The organism is Janthinobacterium sp. KBS0711 (assembly GCF_000988085.1).
Taxonomy (GTDB): domain Bacteria; phylum Pseudomonadota; class Gammaproteobacteria; order Burkholderiales; family Burkholderiaceae_D; genus Janthinobacterium; species Janthinobacterium lividum_E.
In genome coordinates, this window is the sequence record NZ_LBCO01000035.1 from 845575 (window position 1) to 864185 (window position 18611).

Consider the following 18611-nt stretch of genomic DNA (forward strand, 5'->3'; position numbering starts at 1 on the left):
ATCACCATCAATAACAAGGAAACACGGGATGAACACGACCACCCGCAACGCCCTGGGCGCCAGCTGCGCCCTCGCTCTCGCCTGCTCGGCCCTGGCCGGCTGCGCCAAGCCGACACCGGCGGCCACGCCCGCTGCGCAATCAATACACCGCGATGACGGCAGCATCGCCGTCGACAAGATGTCGCCGCTGCGCCAGCGCCTGCAGATCGCGCCCGTGCAGGAACAGGAGATCGCCACGCAAACGGAGGCGCCGGGCAGCATCGAAGCGATGCCGGAAAAACTGGTGAAAATCACGCCACCGCTGGCCGGGCGCATCACGCGCTTGCAACGTTCACTGGGCGACAGCGTGAAGGCGGGCGACCCGCTGTTCACGCTCGATTCGGCGGAACTGAGCGCCGCCTACGCGGACGACAGCAAGGCGAAGTCCGCCCTGCTGCAGGCGCGCCAGGAACTCGAGCGCCAGAAAACCCTGTTCGAGGCGGAGATCGCCGCGCGCAAGGAGTACGAAGCGGCCCAGGCGGCCTACGACCAGGCCGGCAGCGACGCGCAGGCCAGCGCCGACAAGCTGGCCCAGTACGGCGCCGGCGCGCGCGGCACACGCGGCACCCGCCGCGCCCGCCGTGACTACGTGCTGCGTTCACCGATCGCCGGCACCGTGATCGCCATGGAAGGCGCCCAGGGCGGCTACTGGAACGATATCAACGCACCCGTCATGACGGTGGCAGATCTCTCCACCGTGTGGCTGTCGGCCACCGTGGCCGAGAGAGACCTGGCGCAGGTGGCCGTGGGACAAACGGCCAGCATCACCGTCGACGCCTGGCCCGGCAAGGCTTTCGAAGGCAAGGTCGCCTATGTCGGCGCCGTGCTCGATCCCGAGACGCGCACGGTGAAAGTACGCGTGGCCATCGACAACCGCGCCGGCGCCTTCAAGCCGGGCATGTTCGCCCAGGCGGGATTCGCCGGCGCTTCCCGCCGCGCCCTCCTCGTGCCCGCATCCGCCGTGCTGCAAAGCGGACCATCGACGCGCGTGATGGTCGAACGCAGCCCGCTGGTATTCACGCCGCGCACGGTGGAAGTGGGCGCCAGCCATGGAGACCAGGTGGAAATCGTCTCGGGCTTGCGCGCGGGCGAACGCATCGTTGTCAAGGAAGGAGTGCTGCTCAATGATTGACCGTTTCATCGCCACCTGCTGCCAGCGGCGCGGCATCGTCTGGCTCGTGCTGCTGTTCGTCGCCGCCTACGGCGTCTATTGCTGGAAGCAGCTGCCCATCGAGGCGTATCCCGACATCGCCGACGTCACCTCGCAGATCGTCACGCAGGTGCCGGGGCTGGGCGCCGAGGAAATCGAGCAGCAGATCACCATTCCCCTCGAGCGTGCCCTGCTCGGTACGCCCGGCATGCACGTGCTGCGCACGCGCAGCCTGTTCGCGCTGTCCTTGATCACGGTCGTGTTCGAGGATGGCAGCGACGGCTACTTCACGCGCGAGCGGCTGCAGGAACGTCTGGCCAGCGTGAACCTGCCCTACGACGCCAAGCCGGGCCTCGATCCCTATACGTCGCCCACGGGCGAGATCTACCGCTACACTCTGGAATCGAAGACGCGTTCCCTGCGCGAACTGTCCGAGCTGCAGTTCTGGACCGTGATTCCCCGCCTGCAGCAGGTGCGCGGCGTGGCCGACGTCAGCAATTTCGGCGGTCTCACGACGCAATTCATGCTGGAACTCGATCCCGCAAAACTCGACAGCTACGGCTTCTCGCTGGCGCAGGTCAAGGACGCCATCAACGCCAACAACATCAGCGGCGGCGGCAGCGTGATCGACCGCGGCCAGCAATCGTACGTGGTGCGCGGCGTAGGTTTGCTCCATTCGCTCGACGACATGGGCAACGTCGTCGTCAGCAGCAAGGACGGCGTGCCCGTACTGGTAAAAGACCTGGGCAGGCTCGCTTACGGCAACGTGGAGCGGCGCGGCATCCTCGGCAAGGACGACAACCCCGACACCATCGAAGGCATCACCCTGCTGCTCAAGGATTTCAACCCGTCCGAAGCGCTGGCCGGCATCCATGCGGCCGTCGACGACTTGAACGCCCATGTGCTGCCGAAGGACGTCAAGGTCGTGCCCGACCTGGACCGCAGCTCGCTGATCGACGCCACCTTGCACACGGTCGGATTCACCTTGGGCGAAGGCATGCTGCTCGTCGCCCTCGTGCTGCTGCTGTATCTGGGCAGCCCGCGCGCGGCCGCCATCGTCGCGCTGACGATTCCGCTGGCCCTGCTGATCGCCTTCATCTTCATGCACCACTTTAAGATTCCCGCCAATTTGCTGTCCTTGGGCGCGATCGATTTCGGCATCCTCGTCGACGGTTCCGTGGTGGTGCTGGAAAACATGCTGCGCCGCCGCGAACGGGATCAGGAACGGCCCCTGACCCTGCAGGACGCCATCGATGCGACCCTGCAGGTGGCGCGTCCCATCATGTTCGGCATGGCCGTCATCATCGCCGCCTATCTGCCCCTGTTCGCCTTCCAGCGCATCGAATACAAGCTGTTTTCGCCGATGGCATACGCGGTCGGCGCGGCGCTCGTGGGCGCGCTCGTGGTGGCGCTGGTGCTGATCCCCGGCCTGGCCTGGCTGGCCTTGCGCAAGCCGCGCCGCATGCCGCACAACCGCGCGCTGGACAAACTGGCGGGCGCGTATGGCCGCTTCCTCGAACGCATGGTGGGCAGGAAGCGCTGGGTGGCGATGGTGTGCGCAGGATCGCTCGCGGCGCTTGCCGTCCTGGGCGGCAGCATCGGGCGCGACTTTTTACCCTACCTCGATGAGGGCTCCTTGTGGCTGCAGGTGCAGATGCCGCCCGGGATCACACTGGACAAGGCCTCCGAGATGGCCAGCGAACTGCGGCGCGCCGCGCTGGAATTTCCCGAAGTGTCGACCATCGTCACGCAGACGGGGCGCAACGACGACGGCACCGATTACTGGACGCCGTCGCACATCGAGGCGAGCGTGGGACTGCATCCGTATAAAAGCTGGAAATCGGGCATGAGCAAGCAGCAGCTGATCGCCAAAATGAATGCACGCTTCGCCCGCATGCCCGGCGTTACGGTGGCCTTCATGCAGCCGATGATCGACGGCGTGCAGGATAAATTGTCGGGCGCGCACAGCGACCTGACGGTGAAAATCTTCGGCAACGATCTCGATGAAGTGCGCGCCATCGCCGGCAAGGTGGCCAATGTCCTCAAAACCGTCCACGGCGCCTCCGACGTGGCTGTGGACGTGGAGCCGCCCTTGCCCAACCTGAAGGTGCAACTGGACCGCGCCAAGGCGGCCCGCTACGGCATCAACGCGGCCGACGTGGCCGACCTGATTTCCACCGGCATCGGCGGCGCGCCCATCGGCCAGGTGTATGTCGGCGAGAAAAGCTACGACATCGCCGTACGCTTCCCGCCCGCCACGCGCTCCAGCCCGGACGCCATCGCCAGCCTGAAGCTCACGGCCGCCAATGGCGCGAAGGTGCCGCTGGCGCAGGTAGCCACCATCAGCACCACTTCGGGCGAAAGCGTGATCGTGCGCGAAATGGGACGGCGCCACATCATCGTGCGCCTGAATGCCCGCGGGCGCGACCTGGCCGGCTTCCTGGCCGAAGCGCGCCCGCTGGTGGCGCAAGCCGTGGCAGGCGAGCACCAGCGCATCAGCGTCGAATGGGGCGGCCAGTTCGAAAACCTGCAGCGCGCGCAAAGCCGTTTGGCCCTGATCCTGCCGATGACCCTGGGCGCCATGTTCCTGCTGCTGTTTGGCCAGTTCCGCAACCTGCGCCAGCCTGCGCTGGTCTTGCTGGCCGTGCCGCTGGCCATGCTGGGCGGCCTGGCTGCGCTGCACCTGCGCGACATGACCTTGAACGTGTCGAGCGCCGTCGGCTTCATCGCCCTGTTCGGCGTGGCCGTATTAAATGCCGTGCTGATGCTGGCGCAGATCAACCGCTTGCGCGCGGACGAGGGCAAGAGCTTGCGCGACGCCGTGCTCGAAGGCGCGCGCGATCGCATGCGCCCCGTGCTGATGACGGCCACCGTGGCAGCCCTGGGGCTGACGCCGGCCATGCTGGCCACGGGCCTGGGCAGCGACGTGCAGCGACCGCTGGCCACTGTCGTGGTGGGCGGCCTGGTGACGGCGACGGCACTGACCCTGCTGCTGTTGCCTGCCCTGTATTACCTGATCGAGGCGCACCTGCAAAAACGCCAGACGCATACCGAAGGAGAGACCCATGACACGTTTTAATCTGCTGCTGGCGGTCTGGCTGATCGCGCCCGGCGCCATTGCCGCGCCCTTGAGCTTTGACACTTACCTGTCCGCCGTGGAAAGCCACAGCCTGGAACTGCAGGCGCAGCAGGAGAGCATCAACTCGGCCAAGGCCGGCATCGGCATTGCCGGCCTGCGTCCCGACCCGGAGTTCACTCTGGGCGCCACGCGCGAAACCGTGCGCAGCGTCGAGCACCGTCCCGTCACGTGGAACCCGGCCATCAGCATGGCCATCGAGACGGGCGGCAAGCGCGCCGCGCGGTTAAAAGCGGCGCACAGCAATGTCGCGCTGGCCGAGGAAACGGTGGCCGGCTTCAAGAGCGAGCTGTATGGCACGGCCGCCGCCGCGTTCACGGAAGCGTGCCGCACGCGCGACGTCCTCGCGCGCAAGGAGCAGACCATGGCGGCCCTGTCGACAGTGGTGGAGGCGAACACCGTGCGGCGCAAGGCGGGCGACGTGGGCGGCATCGAGCTGCTGCAGTCGCGCGTGGAACGCGACCAGTTCCAGGCCGAGCTGGCGCAGGCGCGCAGCGAGGTGGACAGCGCCATGTTGAATTTGTCACCGCCCTTGGGGCGCCAGTTCGATGCGCTGTTTCCAGACGCGCAGCTGGCCTGCGACTTCACCGCGTATGCCGACAAGGATGCCAGCGCGCTGCTGCCGCAAGCGCTCGAGGCCCGCAACGACGTGCGCATCGCCCGTGCCACCGTGGACAATCTGCGCGACGGCGCGGCCCTTGTGCGCGCCAACCGCTCGGTCGATCCGACCGTCACCGTGGGCCTGGCCGCCGCGCGCGGCTACCATGACGGGATCGACGCCAGCGGCAATCCCGTCGACGGTTCACCGCGCTCGCGCGCGCTGTCCATCTCGCTGGCCATCCCCATTCCCCTGTCGCGGCGCGACAAGGGAGATATCGTGCAGGCGGAAGCGGGTGTCACGCAGGCGATGCTGGCGCTGCGCCAGGCGGAACTGACGGCGGAGACGCAAGTGCGCACGGCGCAGCGGCAGCTGCATGCGGCGCAGGACAGGCTGGCGCGCTACCGTGACGGCGTACTGGTCGATGCGCAAAAGGTGGTCGATGGCATGCGCCTGTCTTACGTCAAAGGCAATGCGTCGCTGCTGGAATGGCTGGCGGCGCAGCGTTCGGCCGATGAGGCCTACCAGGGCTATGTGCAGGCGCGCGCCGATGCGGCCATCGCCAGCACGCAGCTGCAACTGGCGATCGGCCAGCGGCCGCGCTTGTAGCGGGGAGAAAGTAGAACGAGGAGTTACCGGCGCGGCGATGGTGCCGCACCGGTCGTCAAGCACGGGGAATTACTGGGGCTGGGCTGGCGCGTCGGTGTCGTCGTCTTCCGGCTCATCACTCTCCGCACCTTCGGCACCCTCTTCGCCATCGGCCGGCTTCGGATTGTTCTTCGCTTCCAGCTTGCGTCTGGCTTTTTCCTCGGCTTTCTTCTTCTTTTCCAGCTCTTTTTGCCGTTTTTCGTATTGGAAATTTGTCTTGGCCATTTACTACCTCTTTAGTTTTTAGATGTTACAGATAAGCATATAAGCCACATTATGACGTAGTTGGAGCAAACACCAAATGTTTAGCCGCGTGGATGATGCTGCGCATGCAGCAGTTTCAGCCGTTCGCGGGCCACATGCGTGTAAATCTGCGTGGTGGAAATATCGGAGTGTCCCAGTAACAATTGCACAACACGCAAGTCCGCGCCATGGTTGAGCAAATGCGTGGCGAACGCGTGGCGCAGGGTGTGCGGCGACAGGGGCGCCGTGATGCCGGCGCTCAGCGCATGTTTCTTGATGATGACCCAGAACATTTGCCGCGTCATGGCGCCGCCGCGCCGCGTGACGAACAGCGCGTCGTCCATTTGCCCGTCAAGAATGATGCCGCGCGCTTCCTTCAGGTAGCGCTCGATCCACAGCCGCGCCTGTTCGCCGAACGGCACCAGCCGCGTCTTGCTGCCCTTGCCCGTGATGCGCAGCACGCCATCATTGAGGCTCAGTTCCACGGATTTCAAGTCCACCAGCTCCGACACGCGCAAGCCGCTCGCATACATAAGTTCGAGCATCGTGCGTTCGCGCAGGCCCAGCGGCGTGCTCACGTCGGGCGCCGCCAGCAAGGCTTCCACCTGCGCTTCGCTCAAGGTGTGCACGAAGCGCGCGGGCTGCTTGGCCGAGACCATCTTCAGGCACGGGTCGGCAGCGATATGCTTGTGCCGCAGGGCCAGCTGGTAAAAACGCTTGAGCACGGACAGGCGCCGGTTCGACGACGTGGCCTTGCTCTCGTCGTGGCGGGCGGCGAAATACGCTTCGATGTCGGCCGTGGACACCTCATACAGGCCCTCACGCCCGGGACGTGCCACTTCCAGCCAGCGCGCAAACAAACGCATGTCGCGCCGGTAAGCGTCCAGCGAGTTTTTCGACAGGCCGTCTTCCAGCCACAGGCTGTCGCAGAATTCATCGATCAGGGTGGCGTTGTCGGGGGCCAGCAGGCTGTTCATCATAGGTAAGCCGCCACGCCTTCATGCGCCAGCAGCCAGCGCTTGACGCCCAAGTGGAATCCCGTCGCGTCGTCGTGGTGGGCAAAGCCGCCCAGGCCGCCAGCGGCCGTGACCCGGTGGCAGGGGATCACCACGGGAAACCAGTTGGCGCCGCAGGCCTGGCCCACGGCGCGCGGCGCCGAGCCGATCAGGCGCGCCACGTCGCCATAGGTGCGCACCTGGCCGCGCGCAATGCCGCTGATCGCCGCCCACACCCGTTGCTGGTAGGCGCTGCCCGAAGCGGCCAGCGGCAGGTCGATGACATAATCGGGATCGCGGAAATAGCGCGCCAGTTGCTGGCATGCCCGCTCGGAGACGGCATCCAGCGCGTCTTTTTCCGCAAAGTGCGGCGGCAGGTAGACCAGTTCGCATACCTGGCCATCGTGCGCGCGCACGCCCATGGCGCCGAACGGCGCGGCCACGATGGCGCTGAACAGTTCACTGCCCTGTTGTTTTTTCATCTGCTGATCATTATTCAAGTGTGGCATATATGCAACCTGCCGGCGCGGGAACCGGCGCCACGGGAATTATGCACCGTCTTTGGGCGTGCAGGCGGACGTTTCCTGCGCACGAAAAAAAAGCGCACCAGTCGGTGCGCTTCAAATATTGCTTCACGTTCCCGGTCGTTTGGGTCCGCCGGTGCCGGCTTGTGGCCGCAGACAGCTATGACTCAACAACTTCTGTGAAACGTGTGTCTCCTCAATATATCCCCGGTATCAATACCGTTTTTATAGACCACTCCCCCACTAACTTTGTTACCAATTCTGTATTTCAGCCTTGCTACCGGAGCGTATATGCATATACGTCTTTCCCCTTAAGGCTGCCCATCATAGCGCATTTATTCGGCCGTATCGACTTTTTTTGCACCATGACGGGGACAACTGTTTTAGTTGTAAATTAAATTTGGCAGCCACAGCGAGATTTGTGGTACGTAGGTAATCAACCCCAGGAAGGCCAGCATGGTCAGCAGCCATGGCATCACGGCCACGGTCAACTCCGAGATGCCCATCTTGGTGATACCGGACGCCACGTACAGGTTCAAGCCCACGGGTGGATGGCACATGCCCACTTCCATGTTGACCACGATCAGGATGCCGAAGTGCACGGGATCGATGCCCAGCTTCATGGCGACGGGGAACAGGATAGGCGCCATGATCAGCACGATGGACGACGGTTCCATGACGTTACCAGCCAACAACAGCAGCACGTTGACCACCAGCAAAAAGCTGATCACGCCCAGGCCCTTGCCCGTGATCCATTCGGCCATCGCCTGCGGGATGTTTTCGCTGGTCATCAGGAACGAGAACAGCACGGCATTCGTGATGATGTACAAGAGCATCGCCGACATGGCGGCCGAATCAAGCAAGACCTTGCCCACTTGCTTGATCTTCAAGTCCTTGTAGACGAAGACGGCGATGATGAAGGCGTACACGGCAGCCATGGCGGCCGCTTCCGTCGGCGTGAAGGCGCCGGAATAAATGCCGCCCATGACGATGACGATCAGCAGCAAGCCCCAGGCGCTCTTCTTGAACGTGACGAAGCGCTCGCCCCAGCTGGCCTTTTTCATGCGCGGATAGTTGTGCTTGCGCGCCAAAAACCACGTGGTCAGGCCCAGCAGCATGGCCAGCATCATGCCGGGAATCACGCCCGCCATGAACAGCTTGCCAACGGACGTGTTCGTGCTGACGGAATACATCACCATCACGATCGACGGTGGAATCAGGATGCCCAGCGCGCCCGAAGTGGTGATGACGCCGGCGCCGAAACCGCGCGGATAGCCCTGCTTGACCATGGCCGGCAGGATGATGGAGCCGATCGCCACCACGGTGGCGGGGCTGGAACCGGACACGGCCGCAAACAGCGCGCACGCCATCACGCCGGCCAGCGCCAGGCCGCCATGCCAGTGGCCGACCATGGAGCTGGCGAAGTTGATCATGCGCCGCGCCACCCCGCCATGCGTGAGGAAGTTACCCGCCAAAATGAAGAACGGGATGGCCATGATCTCGAATTTCTCGATGCCCGTGAAAATCTTCAGGGCCACCGATTCGATGGGCACGCTGGTCATGGTGAACAGGAACGTCAGTACTGTCAGGCCCAACGAAATGGAAATCGGCATGCCGGTCAGCATCAGCGCCAGCAGCAACACAAAAATAATCAGCGCGTTCATGCCTTGGCTCCTTTTTCTTCCGCCGTCAGTTCGTCTTCCAGGCCCTCGACGTGCGAGTGGTCGTGTTTCGGCAAGGCGCCCGTCTTGATGAAATGCACCATCACTTGCAGGAAACGGAAGCACATCAGGTAGGAACCGAGCGGCACGGCCAGGTACACCAGCCACATGGGGATTTCCATGTCGGCCGAGGTCTGGTCCGTGTGGCCGATCGACCACACGAAGCTGGCGCCCAAAGTCCCGACGATGCCCGTAAACAGGGCGCCAGCGGCCAGACCGAAGACGATAAAGCGGTCACGCCAGCGCGGGTTCATGCGGTTGATCAGCACATCGACGCCCACATGGATGCCCGTGCGCACGCCATACGCGGCGCCGAACTTGGCCATCCAGACGAACATGTAGATACACAGTTCCTGGGCCCAGCTGGTATTGATTTGAATCAGGAAGTCTTGCAGGCCCGGTATCGGCAGGCCCGCCAGGTAGCGGTGCACGACCGCGACGAAAATGATGAAGGTGGCTGCGCCCATCAGGGTCGCGATCAGCCACTCTTCCAGGTGATCCAGAAATTTCATGGTGGACTTTCAAAGAATGCGGGTACACGGACTCCCGCGCAGGACGCGCAGGAGTCATTCAAGCCAGTGGCAGGGATGCCCTGCCTGGCGCGCCAGGCGGCGCGCTACAGCATGCAGCTTACTTCGCGCTTTCCTTGTTGATGGCCGAGATCAGGTCCTTGCCGATGCGCCCTTCCATGGCCTTCTGCACGGGGGCCAGCGCCTTGCGCCACTCGGCCTGTTCCTGCACCGTCAGCGTATAGATCTGCGTCTTGCCCGCTTTCTTGATGGCGTCGAGGGCCTGGTCGTTGTCGCGCTGGGCGATGGCTTTTTCAAACGTGGTCGCCTCGCGCATGGCTTTTTCCAGCTGGCCGCGTATATCGGGCGGCAAGCCATCCCAGAATTTCTTGTTGACGATGACGGCATAGCCCAGGTAGCCGTGGTTCGACACGGTCACGTGCTTTTGCACTTCATGCATCTTTTGCGTGTACATATTCGATGGCGGATTTTCCGTGCCGTCGACGACGCCCGTCTGCAGCGCCTGATACACTTCCGAGAAGGCCAGCACCTGCGGGTTGGCGCCCAGCGCGCGCATTTGCGCGTCGAGTACCTTGGACGACTGGATGCGCATTTTCAGGCCCTTGAAGTCGGCCGGCATGTGCAGCGGCTTGTTGGCCGACATCACCTTGAAGCCGTTGTCCCAGTAGGCCAGGCCCGTGATACCCTTGGGTTCCAGTTTTTTCAGCAGGCTCTTGCCGATTTCGCCTTCGGTGACGTTGTACAGCGCCGTCTTGGTCGGGAAGATGTAGGGCAGGTCGAAGGCTTCGAATTCCTTCACGCCCAGCGGGCCGAACTTGGCCAGCGAGGGCGCCAGCATCTGCACGGCGCCCAGCTGCAGCGCTTCGAGTTCTTCCTTGTCCTTGTACAACTGGCTGTTCGGGTACAGTTCGACCTTGACCTTGCCATTCGTGGCTTTTTCGGCCAGCTGCTTGAAGCGTTCGGCGGCCTGGCCTTTCGGCGTGTCGGTCGCCACGACGTGGCTGAACTTGATGACGATGGGGGCTTGCGCGTAAGCGTGGACGCCGGCGGTGGCGCCTATGGCCGCGCACAGCGCGACGAACATGGTTTTCATCTGCATTGTTGTCTCCTGAGTGGTTTTTGAAAAACTTTATTATTTGTCTACTTGGATATTGTGCCAAAGAAACTGCCGCCGCTATTGTGGTTAACCACAATAGCCGGTTCCCGATAAGCCGCTACCCTGCCAGCCATGCCGACTCCCCCCACCCTTGCACGCCGCTTCAAGCTATCGAGCCCGATGCGCTGGCTGCTGCCCGTCATCCTGCTGCTGCTGTTCCTGTCCATCCTGTTCTGGCTGCCCTGGCAGGCGCGCCAGATGGAGAGCAACGAGCGTCAGGAGCAGCTGATCGCCGACACCCTGTGGGTGGAACAGACCATCCGCTTCCAGCTGGCGCGCAACGAGGAAAGCCTGTTCAACCTGGGCGTGGACATCGCCAGCGCCTCCCTGTCGGCGGAAAAAGTGCACGAACGGCTGCAGCAGATGTTGCGCAATGGCCGCGAATTGCAGCGCGTGCTGTGGCTCGACACCAGCGGCAAGGTGCTGGCCACCAGCGACAACAGCCTGCCGCACGCGCTGTCGTTTGCGCCGGCCTCGCTGACGGCGGCCGACAATGCGCGCCGTTTGCACCGGGGCCAGTATGCCCAGCCTTCGCAGCAGACGGGCTTTCCCGACGCGCCGCCGGGCGCCATGCTGATGGATTACCACCAGCCCCTGTTCGATGGCCAGCGCTATGTCGGCAGCCTGGTGGCCACCTACCAGATCAGCAGCCTGCTCGATGAAATGGTGCCGTGGTGGTTCGCCCAGGATAACCAGATTTCGCTGATCGACCGTGACGACAAGGTGCTGGCGCGCCGCGCCGCCGCCGGTCCCGGCCACGGCGTGTACACGCACAAGCGCGCGCTCGACGTGCCCGGCGCCAGCATCACCCTGTTTACCGACAGCGTGAAAAGCCAGCCCAAGCTGCTGCCCAATTTGCTGGTCGGCTCCGTCATCGCCCTGTCGCTGGGTTTGCTGTGGAGCTTGCTGGCCCTGTGGCGGCATATTTCGCGCCGCCTGGTGGCCGAAGGCGCGCTGCGCCAGCAGATGCTGTTTCGCACGGCGATGGAAAACTCGCTGGTGACGGGCATGCGCGCGCGCGACCTGGAAGGCAGAGTCACCTACGTGAATCCCGCGTTTTGCCAGATCGTCGGCTATCCGCCCGAAGAAATCCTGGGCCGTTTGCCGCCCATGCCCTACTGGGTGCCCGAGGCGCTGGAGGAATACCAGCAGCGCTTCGTCAAGGCCCTGGCCGGCAATCCCACGCCGCAGTTCGAAACCTATTTCCAGCGTCCGGACGGCACGCGCGTGGCGGTGCTGATCTTCGAGGCGCCGCTGGTGGACAAGAACGGCCAGCAGACGGGCTGGATGGGGTCCGTGCTCGATATTTCGGACCGCAAGCGCGTCGAGGAACTCAATCGCCAGCAGCAGGAAAAGCTGCAAACGAGCTCGCGCCTGGCCACCATGGGCGAGCTCGCGTCGATGCTGGCGCATGAACTGAACCAGCCGCTGGCGGCCATTTCCAGCTACACGACGGGCGCCTTGAATTTAATTCGCCGCGCCATCGAGCATGACGCTCCCGTCGATCCGGGCACCTTGAAGCCGGCGCTGGAACAGGCCAGCGCGCAGGCGCAGCGAGCCGGCCAGATCATCCGCAGCGTGCACGATTTCGTGCGCAAAAGCGAGCCACAGCGCCAGGATATCGCCATCCGCACCCTGATCGACGGCATCCGCGCGCTGATCGACCTGCAGGCGCGCAAATACTATGTCACCATCCAGGAAGAGCTGCCGCCGGACCTGCCGCTGCTGCGCGCCGACCCCGTGATGATCGAGCAAGTGCTGCTGAACCTGACGCGCAACGCCATCGAGGCCATGCAGGACGCGGCGCCGGGACGGCGTATCATGCGCCTGCGGGCCAGCCACGACGCGCGGCAAGGCATGGTGACGGTGGACGTGATCGACCATGGCCATGGCATCCCGCAGGACGTGGCCGAGCGGCTGTTTTCGCCGTTTTTCTCGACCAAGTCCGAAGGCATGGGCATGGGCCTGAACATCTGCCGCACCGCCATCGAATTTCACGGCGGCGCGCTGACCTTCGGCGCCAACCCCGCTGGCGGTACCATCTTTACATTCAGCGTGCCGGCCGCGCCAAGCGCGCCGCACTCGCATTAACCAGTAATCAGTAACCAATAACGCATAACGACAAGCCGGAGACCCCATGCTACACATCATCGACGACGAAGAGGTCGTACGCGACTCCCTGTCCTGGCTGGCCGCCTCGCGCAGCATCGAATCACGCAACTACGCCAGCGCCCAGCAATTTCTCGATAGCCTCGACGGCAACTTCGACGCCGCCGGCGACTGCGTGCTGCTCGATGTGCGCATGCCCGACATGAACGGCATCGCCATGTTCGACCAGCTGGTCAAGCGCGACCTGACGGCGCGCCTGCCCGTGATCTTCCTCACCGGCCATGGCGACGTGCCGATGGCCGTCGACAGCCTGAAACGGGGCGCCTTCGATTTCTTTGAAAAGCCGTTCAACGACAACGACCTGATGGACCGCGTGCAGCAGGGCCTGGCCAACTCGCGCCAGGCGGGAGAACTGGCCGCCGTGCACGCGCGCCTGGCCACCCTGTCGACACGCGAACGCGAAGTGCTGGACCTGATTTTGGCGGGCAAGATGAACAAGGTGGTGGCCGACAAGCTGGGCATCAGCATGCGCACCGTGGAAGTCCACCGCGCGCATATCTTCGACAAGATGCAGGTCAAGACGGCGGTGGAGCTGGCGGGATTGTTGAAGTAATGACGCTGATTGTTGGATTACGCAGCGCTGGCGCGCCGCTAATCCAACCTACGTTGCAATATAGGCCGGCGTAGGTCGGCTTAGCGCAACGCGCGTAAGCCGACACCACCACCATCACTCATCATGGTGTTCATGATGCTCTTCCACGCCATGCTTCCAGTAGCTGGCCACATGCAGATGCTGCTTCGGCACCCCGGCGTCAATAAAGTGTCCGCGCAAGCCCTGCACCTGCGCATGCTCGCACGCCACCCACACGTAGCCGTCGCCCTCTGACGGCAGCGTGACCTGACGCAGCGCGTCCAGTAACAGCGGCCCTTTGCGGCCATTGCGCGCCACCCAGCGCACGTTCAGCTGCGCCGCGCAATCGAGCGCGATCTGTTCGCCGTCTTCGACGATCTCGATCACGGCAATGGCGCGCGCCGTGGCCGGCAACTGCTCCAGGCGGCGGGCGATGGCCGGCAAGGCCGTCTGGTCGCCCACCAGCACATACCAGTCGAAATCAAGCGGCACCAGCATGGAGCCGCGCGGGCCGCCCACGCCCAGGGTCTGGCCGGGTGCGGCTTGCGCCGCCCAGCTGGCTGCGGGGCCATCGCCATGCAGCACGAAGTCGATTTCCAGCTCGCGCCGTTCGGCATCGTAGCGGCGCGGCGTGTAATTGCGGGCGATGGGGCGCGCGCCTTCCGCGTACTGGATGGGATTCGGCCCATTGCCCAGCACGGGGAACACGGGAGTAGTCTGCCCCGGGGCGGGGAAGAACAGTTTCACGTGGTCGTCGTGCGCCGGCGAGACAAAGCCGTCCAGGTCATCGCCCGCCAGGGTGATGCGGCGCATGTGCGGCGTTAGCTGTTCGGTGCGCACGACGGTGAGCACGCGCAGTTTCAAGTCATGCCGCACGCGCTCGATGGCGTGCGGGTGTGGCGCTGTAGTTGTTACAGTAGTCATTGCTTGTCCTTGTAAAGTGGGCTCAGTGGCCGTCGACGATGGCGTTCGCAGCCTGTTCCAGCACGGCGGAGACGCGCTCGGCTTCCGCCTCGCTCCAATTGGTCTTGTTCAGCAACAGCGCATGCTTGAGGGTATGCATGGCCTGGTGCACGCGCTCGGGCAAGGCCTTGCGCGCCTGGACGCGGGCAAACATGTCGAGGCGGGCCAGGATGCCGTCCACCTGGGCGCGGTTCTCGTCCAGGTAGGCGCGGCCCAGGTCCGTGATCGTATAGAGCTTCTTGCCGCTGGCGCTTTCGGAAGACGTGACGTGATCCTGCTCTTCCAGCAGGGTCAGGGTCGGATACACGGCACCCGGACTGGGGGCGTAGGCGCCGCCGCAACGCTCTTCGATGGCCTTGATGATTTCATAGCCATGGCGGGGACTGATTTCGATCAGCGCCAGCACGATCAGCGGCAGGTCGCCGCGGCCGAAGACGCGCTCGGCCCGTTCGCCGCGTCCACCGCGCCCGCCAGGACCACCGCCCATGCCATCACCGCGCTCGTCGAAGCCGCGCGGGCCGCGGCCATGCATGGCGTATTCCTGGCGATGTTCGCCATGATGGTGGTGATGCTGGCCGCAATGGCCGTGATGATGATGATGGCCGCCGTGGCCATGTTCTGCGTGGTGTGAGTTTCTCATGTTTTCTCTTTAAAGATATATCGTTAGTAGGTGTCGCCATTTTATAACGATATATCGATAAGTCAAGGAGAAATTTGTTATGCTCGTCTTTTCCCACTCCACACGCCGATGCCATGCCTGAAAAAACCGTTACTGAAAAAATGTATGTGAAAAATGCCACGGCCCTGGCCGTGCTCAATGACGGCGGCGAGCATGGGGAATTGCTGGCGCAACTGCCGCCGGAGCGGCTGGTACGGGAAAGTGAAAAAGCCGACTGGATCTTGCTGTTCGCGCGCAGCCGCGCGGAACTGGAGCAATTCCTGCCGGTGGCGCAGGCGCGCCTGGCGCCGGGCGGCGCCCTCTGGGTGGCTTACCGCAAGGGAGGAATCAAGGCAGGCAGCGATATCCACCGCGACGATATCCGCCAGTATGCGCAGCAATCAGGGCTCGACAGCGTGGCGATGGTCGCCATCGACGCCGGCTGGTCAGCGCTGCGCCTGAAGCAGGTTTGAGGATGGTCTAGGCGATGCCGTGCAAGGCCAGCGCCCATTCGACGTGCTCGCGCACGATGGCCGATGGATGCTCGCGGCGCGACAGCAGGGCCGCGACGATGTCGGCCTGGCCTTTGGCCTTGGCGGCCGCATTGCCCATGCCGACGGCCAGGTTGCGCAGCCAGCGTTCGTGGCCGATGCGGCGAATCGCGCTGCCTTCCATGCGGCGGTTGAATTCCTCTTCCGTCCAGGCGAACAGCTCCACCATGCCGGCGCTGCCCAGGCTGTGGCGCTCGTCGAAGTCGGGCACGACGGCGCGCTGGGCGAACTTGTTCCACGGGCAGACGGTCTGGCAATCGTCACAGCCGTACACCTTGTTGCCGATCAAAGGGCGCATCTCGACGGGAATGGCGCCCTTCAATTCGATCGTCAGGTAGGAAATGCAGCGGCGCGCGTCGAGCTGGTACGGCCCGAGGATGGCTTGCGTCGGGCACACCGTGATGCACGCCGAGCACTGGCCGCAGCGCGGCGTTTCCGGCGGATCGACGGGCAGCGGCACGTCGATGAGGATCTCGCCAAGGAAAAAGAAGGAACCGCCCTGGCGGTTGATCAGTAAGGTGTGCTTGCCGCGCCAGCCCAATCCCCCCTTTTGCGCCAGCTCGACTTCCATCACGGGCGCCGAATCGCTGAAGACGCGGTAGCCGAAGTCGCCGATCTCGCCCTTGATGCGCTCGGCCAGCTGCTGCAGGCGCGAACGCATCACCTTGTGATAATCGCGGCCCCGCGCGTACACGGAGATCACGGCCGCTTCAGGGTCGGCGTCGCGCGCCGCCTCGCGTTCGCGCCAGTCCGGTCCCAGCGCCGGCGGCAGATAATTCATGCGCGCGCTGATGGCGCGCACCGTGCCCGGCACCAGTTCGGCCGGGCGCGCGCGCTTCATGCCGTGGCTGGCCATGTAATCCATTTCGCCGTGATACCCTGCAGCTAGCCAGGCTTGCAAGGGCGCTTCCATGTGCGACAGGTCGACGTCGGCGATGCGCACCTCGGCAAAACCCAGCTCGCGCCCCCATTCTTTGATGGTGCGCGCCAGGACGGCGAGATCGGTGACGGTGGCGGACATAGGGGACTTTACGGAAAACGGGAGGCGCGCGGGCGGTTACAATGACAGCAGCCTCCATTTTATGCGATACCGAAGATAATGACCGAACACTTCAAAGCCCACCTCCACGACGAAGCCGGCACCGCCGCGCTGGGCGCCGCGCTGGCGCGCGCGCTGGCGCCGGGCCTGGCGATCTACCTGCACGGCGACCTGGGCGCCGGCAAGACGGCCCTCACGCGCGCCTTGCTGCACGCGGCCGGCCATGCGGGCCACGTGAAAAGCCCCACCTACACCTTGTCCGAACCGTACACGGTGCAGCTCGATGGCCAGAGCGTCAACGTCATCCACTTCGACCTGTACCGCATGGGCAGCGCCGAGGAATTCCTCGACGCGGGCTTTCGCGAAGACTTCGACGGCCGCAATATCTGCATCGTCGAATGGCCGGAGAAAGCCGAACCGGTGCTGCCGCCGGCCGACCTGAATATTTATTTGAACGTTGCGGGTACAGGACGTGATGTAGAATTGCAAGCGTCTTCTGAATTGGGTCTGTCATGCCTTCACCGTCTCAAATTCGCCCCGAACCTTTGATCTCCTCGCCCATCACCCGGCGCACGGTCCTCAAGGCCGGCGGCACCCTGCTGTTGTCCGTGTTCGCGCCCATGTCGGCGATGGCGGCGCAAATTCTCGCCGTGCGCGTCTGGCCGGCCGAGGACTACACGCGCGTCACCCTGGAAAACGACAGCATCCTCAAGGCGACCCACTTCATCGTCAAGGACCCGGAACGCCTGGTGGTCGACATCGAAGGGCTGGAACTCAATCCCACCCTGAAGGGCCTGGTGGCGAAGATCCAGTCGAACGACCCGTACATCAAGCAGGTGCGCGTGGGCCAGAACCGGCCCAACGTCGTGCGCCTGGTGTTCGACCTGAAAGAGGAAGTCACGCCGCAGCTGTTTACCCTGCCGCCGGCCGGCTCCTACAACCACCGCCTGATCTTCGACCTGTATCCCGTGCGCGAGCCGGACCTGATCGCGCAGATGATCGAAAAAGGCGACTGGTCGAGCGACCCGGCCAAGCCGCCGATGGCCGACACGCATACGCCGCCGCCCGCGCTGCCGCTGCCCGAGAGCGGCAAGCCGCCCGTGGCCGCCGTCACACCGGCAACGCCGATCGTGCCGCCCGTGCCCGACGTGCGCCCGGAACAGCGCCCCGAAGCGCGCCCACTGCCGGGCCAGAAAGTGGTGCGCATGATTACCATCGCCCTCGATCCCGGCCACGGCGGCGAAGATCCGGGCGCCATGGGCAGCCGGGGCAGCCGCGAAAAAGACGTGGTGCTGGCCATCGCCAAGCGCCTCAAGACCAAGCTGGAACTGCAGCCGAATATGCGCGTCATGCTCACGCGCGACGCCGATTTCTTCGTCCCGCTGGGCATGCGCGTGGAAAAGGCGCGCAAGGTGCAGGCCGACCTGTTCGTCTCGATCCACGCCGACGCCTTCATCCAGCCGACGGCGCGCGGCTCGTCCGTCTTCGTGCTGTCCGAAAAGGGCGCCACCTCGACGGCCGCGCGCTGGCTGGCCAACAAGGAAAACCAGGCCGATCTGATCGGCGGCGTGAACGTGAAGAACCACGACAAGCAGCTGGCCAGCGTGCTGCTCGACCTGTCGACGACGGCGCAGATCAATGACAGCATGAAGCTGGGCAAGGCCGTGCTGCGTGAAATCGGCGGCATCAACCGCCTGCACAAGGGTTCCGTCGAACAGGCCGGCTTCGCCGTGCTCAAGGCGCCGGACATCCCTTCCATCCTGATCGAGACGGCGTTCATCTCGAATCCGGAAGAAGAAGCCAAGCTGACCGACAACGGCTACCAGGACCAGATGGCCGACGCCATCGTCACGGGCATCAAGAATTATTTTGCCAAGAATCCGCCACTGGCGAAAAGCCGCCTGACCTGACATGAAAGCC

General features: G+C 64.0%; 17 protein-coding genes. 8 read left to right on the forward strand and 9 right to left on the reverse strand.

The window, feature by feature from the left end; all coding sequences use genetic code 11:
• Positions 1 to 28 precede the first annotated feature (28 nt).
• From VM94_RS26935 to VM94_RS26945, 3 genes are read left to right on the forward strand one after another with little or no spacing between them, the layout of a single operon-like run.
• Positions 29 to 1171, forward strand: a complete 1143-nt coding sequence (locus VM94_RS26935; RefSeq protein WP_046686169.1) for an efflux RND transporter periplasmic adaptor subunit — start codon at positions 29 to 31, stop codon at positions 1169 to 1171.
• Positions 1164 to 4268: an efflux RND transporter permease subunit gene (locus VM94_RS26940; protein ID WP_046686170.1), complete on the forward strand. Its 3105-nt coding sequence runs from the start codon at positions 1164 to 1166 to the stop codon at positions 4266 to 4268. The genes VM94_RS26935 and VM94_RS26940 overlap by 8 nt, the downstream gene beginning before the upstream one ends.
• On the forward strand, positions 4255 to 5532 hold the full coding sequence (locus VM94_RS26945) for a TolC family protein (RefSeq protein ID WP_046686171.1): 1278 nt from the start codon (positions 4255 to 4257) through the stop codon (positions 5530 to 5532). The genes VM94_RS26940 and VM94_RS26945 overlap by 14 nt, the downstream gene beginning before the upstream one ends.
• 69 nt (positions 5533 to 5601) lie before the next feature.
• Here VM94_RS26945 and VM94_RS26950 read toward each other — a convergent pair whose 3' ends face one another.
• From VM94_RS26950 to VM94_RS26975, 6 genes are all read right to left on the reverse strand, one after another.
• Positions 5602 to 5796, reverse strand: coding sequence for a hypothetical protein (locus VM94_RS26950; protein ID WP_046686172.1), 195 nt, complete (start codon positions 5794 to 5796; stop codon positions 5602 to 5604).
• A gap of 80 nt (positions 5797 to 5876) precedes the next feature.
• On the reverse strand, positions 5877 to 6794 hold the full coding sequence (gene xerD / locus VM94_RS26955; protein WP_225242529.1) for a site-specific tyrosine recombinase XerD: 918 nt from the start codon (positions 6792 to 6794) through the stop codon (positions 5877 to 5879).
• Positions 6791 to 7291: a methylated-DNA--[protein]-cysteine S-methyltransferase gene (locus VM94_RS26960; protein WP_046686173.1), complete on the reverse strand. Its 501-nt coding sequence runs from the start codon at positions 7289 to 7291 to the stop codon at positions 6791 to 6793. The genes xerD and VM94_RS26960 overlap by 4 nt, the downstream gene beginning before the upstream one ends.
• A 425-nt stretch (positions 7292 to 7716) precedes the next feature.
• Entirely contained in the window at positions 7717 to 8997 is a 1281-nt protein-coding gene (locus tag VM94_RS26965) for a TRAP transporter large permease (protein ID WP_034746868.1), read from the reverse strand.
• Positions 8994 to 9566, reverse strand: a complete 573-nt coding sequence (locus VM94_RS26970) for a TRAP transporter small permease (protein ID WP_046686174.1) — start codon at positions 9564 to 9566, stop codon at positions 8994 to 8996. The genes VM94_RS26965 and VM94_RS26970 overlap by 4 nt, the downstream gene beginning before the upstream one ends.
• 118 nt (positions 9567 to 9684) lie before the next feature.
• The gene (locus VM94_RS26975; RefSeq protein ID WP_402721258.1) at positions 9685 to 10677 is read right to left on the reverse strand and encodes a TRAP transporter substrate-binding protein; all 993 of its coding nucleotides are present in this window, start codon (positions 10675 to 10677) and stop codon (positions 9685 to 9687) included.
• Positions 10678 to 10812: 135 nt separating this feature from the next.
• On the opposite strand from VM94_RS26975, the gene VM94_RS26980 reads away from it, so the two are divergent.
• Both VM94_RS26980 and VM94_RS26985 read left to right on the forward strand, forming a co-directional pair.
• Positions 10813 to 12831: a sensor histidine kinase gene (locus VM94_RS26980; RefSeq protein WP_046686175.1), complete on the forward strand. Its 2019-nt coding sequence runs from the start codon at positions 10813 to 10815 to the stop codon at positions 12829 to 12831.
• A 46-nt stretch (positions 12832 to 12877) separates the two neighbouring features.
• Positions 12878 to 13462 (forward strand): response regulator transcription factor, encoded by a 585-nt coding sequence (locus VM94_RS26985; RefSeq protein WP_046686176.1) that lies wholly within the window; start codon positions 12878 to 12880, stop codon positions 13460 to 13462.
• Positions 13463 to 13576: 114 nt separating this feature from the next.
• Here the strand turns inward: VM94_RS26985 and VM94_RS26990 are convergent, their stop codons facing one another.
• Together VM94_RS26990 and VM94_RS26995 are read right to left on the reverse strand one after the other, a co-directional pair.
• A complete protein-coding gene (locus VM94_RS26990) occupies positions 13577 to 14404 on the reverse strand; it encodes a siderophore-interacting protein (RefSeq protein WP_046686177.1) in 828 nt (275 codons plus the stop codon).
• A 22-nt stretch (positions 14405 to 14426) separates the two neighbouring features.
• Complete coding sequence (locus tag VM94_RS26995; protein ID WP_046686178.1) at positions 14427 to 14975, reverse strand: PadR family transcriptional regulator; 549 nt, start codon at positions 14973 to 14975, stop codon at positions 14427 to 14429.
• A 221-nt stretch (positions 14976 to 15196) separates the two neighbouring features.
• On the opposite strand from VM94_RS26995, the gene VM94_RS27000 reads away from it, so the two are divergent.
• Positions 15197 to 15574 carry a DUF3052 family protein gene (locus VM94_RS27000; RefSeq protein WP_046686179.1) on the forward strand — a complete coding sequence of 126 codons (378 nt, stop codon included), beginning with the start codon at positions 15197 to 15199 and terminating at the stop codon, positions 15572 to 15574.
• 7 nt (positions 15575 to 15581) lie between these two features.
• Here the strand turns inward: VM94_RS27000 and queG are convergent, their stop codons facing one another.
• Entirely contained in the window at positions 15582 to 16673 is a 1092-nt protein-coding gene (gene queG / locus VM94_RS27005) for a tRNA epoxyqueuosine(34) reductase QueG (RefSeq protein WP_046686180.1), read from the reverse strand.
• A gap of 78 nt (positions 16674 to 16751) precedes the next feature.
• On the opposite strand from queG, the gene tsaE reads away from it, so the two are divergent.
• Positions 16752 to 17240, forward strand: coding sequence for a tRNA (adenosine(37)-N6)-threonylcarbamoyltransferase complex ATPase subunit type 1 TsaE (gene tsaE, locus VM94_RS27010; RefSeq protein WP_034780043.1), 489 nt, complete (start codon positions 16752 to 16754; stop codon positions 17238 to 17240).
• A complete protein-coding gene (locus tag VM94_RS27015; protein WP_046686181.1) occupies positions 17204 to 18601 on the forward strand; it encodes an N-acetylmuramoyl-L-alanine amidase in 1398 nt (465 codons plus the stop codon). The genes tsaE and VM94_RS27015 overlap by 37 nt, the downstream gene beginning before the upstream one ends.
• Positions 18602 to 18611 lie beyond the last annotated feature (10 nt).